The sequence below is a fragment of the Streptomyces sp. NPDC104831 genome (assembly GCF_055583025.1).
The window spans coordinates 1-1,306 of the sequence record NZ_JBVJOT010000145.1 but is presented as its reverse complement, the minus strand read 5'-3'; the positions used below and the strand labels follow the sequence as shown (position 1 = coordinate 1,306).

General features: G+C 73.7%; 1 protein-coding gene. It reads right to left on the bottom strand.

Annotated features, from left to right (window positions below; genetic code table 11):
* Positions 1 to 1,181 (bottom strand): alpha/beta hydrolase family protein (locus ACZ63H_RS38620; RefSeq protein WP_469873124.1); only part of this gene is annotated, 1,181 nt, incomplete at its 3' end.
* Positions 1,182 to 1,306: the final 125 nt, after the last annotated feature.

Sequence of the window (1,306 nt, the reverse complement as noted above, 5' to 3'; positions counted from 1 at the left end):
GGGTGGAAGGCGACCTCCGGGTTCTGCGGGGTCGGCCCGTCGAGGAGCGGCTGGGCGACGTCCTTCAGGTGCAGGTCGAAGAAGGCCGTGACGTATGCCCGGGTGAGTTGGAGGGCGCGCGGGGCGGGGAGCGTGCGACCGCTGTCGGGTAGGCCGAGGGCGTCGAGCAGGACCGGGAAGTCGGTGAACGAGGCGTGGTTGGTGCCGGCCACGGTCAGCCAGCGCTTCCAGCCGTCGATCCGGGGCCAGCTCTCGGTCCAGCTGGTGTCCTCGGCGCCGCCCGGCAGCGGGTGCCCGATCATCAGGAACGGTTTGCCGCCGAGGCCGGTGGCGGGCACCGGGACGTCCATGGTGCCGTCCAGGTCCGCGCCGGCTCTGATTCGGTCGTCGGTGAGCAGGGCGGGGACGGTCGCCGCGCCGCCCGCGGAGTGGCCGGCCGCACCGACGCGGTCCGGGGCGATCATCCGGGAGTGGCGCCAGGCGGGGTGGGAGCGGGTGGTCAACTGGTCGATGGCGAAGGAGATGTCCTGGGCCCGGCTGCGGTCCAGGCCCGCCCAGTCCTCCGGGGAGCGCAGGTGGCCGCACATCACGCAGGGCAGCGTGCTTCCGTCGGGGAAGGTCGTCCCGGTGTTCTCGTAGGTGTGGTCGATCAGCGCGACCACGTAGCCGTGGCTGGACAGGTCCTCGGCCAGGCCGGTCAGTGAGGTGCGCGGCATGGTGAAGCCCGGCGAGAGGAGCACCAGCGGGTACCGGCCGGGCGCGGGGCGGGCCCCGGAGGCGGCCCAGGTCCGGGTCGCGGTGATCGCCTCGGTGGGGATGGTGTTGCCCGGCAGCTTGGCGTCCAGCAGCATCCGCGCCGCGCCGGGGGTCATGTAGGGGGCCGGGCTGCCGGTGCCCGCCCTGGCCGGGTAGTACACCGATACCATCAGCCGGCGTGGGCCCGCCGGGGGCACCCACGGGTCGGGCCGGTCCCGGTCGACGAGTTCCAGGACCTCCTGCCCGACCGCGTACGGCCCGGTGGAGCGCGGGAGTTCGGCCCGGACTGCGGCCGGAGCGGTGGCGGACGCGGCGGTCTGGTCCTGGGTGGCCGGAGCGGCCCCCGCGAGCGGGGCGGCGGCGACGGACAGCGCCAAGGCGAGCAGCAGGGCCGCCAGGGCTGCGGCGGGACGGATTCTGGTCATGGGCGTGACCGTACGTCCGTTGCAATGGAGTTGGCGTCGACTCAGCGGCGTAGGGGTTACGCCGGAGGACGAACAGACCGTCAGCGCGCTGCCCCTACGGGAAGCCCTTACTGATCGTTTCAGAA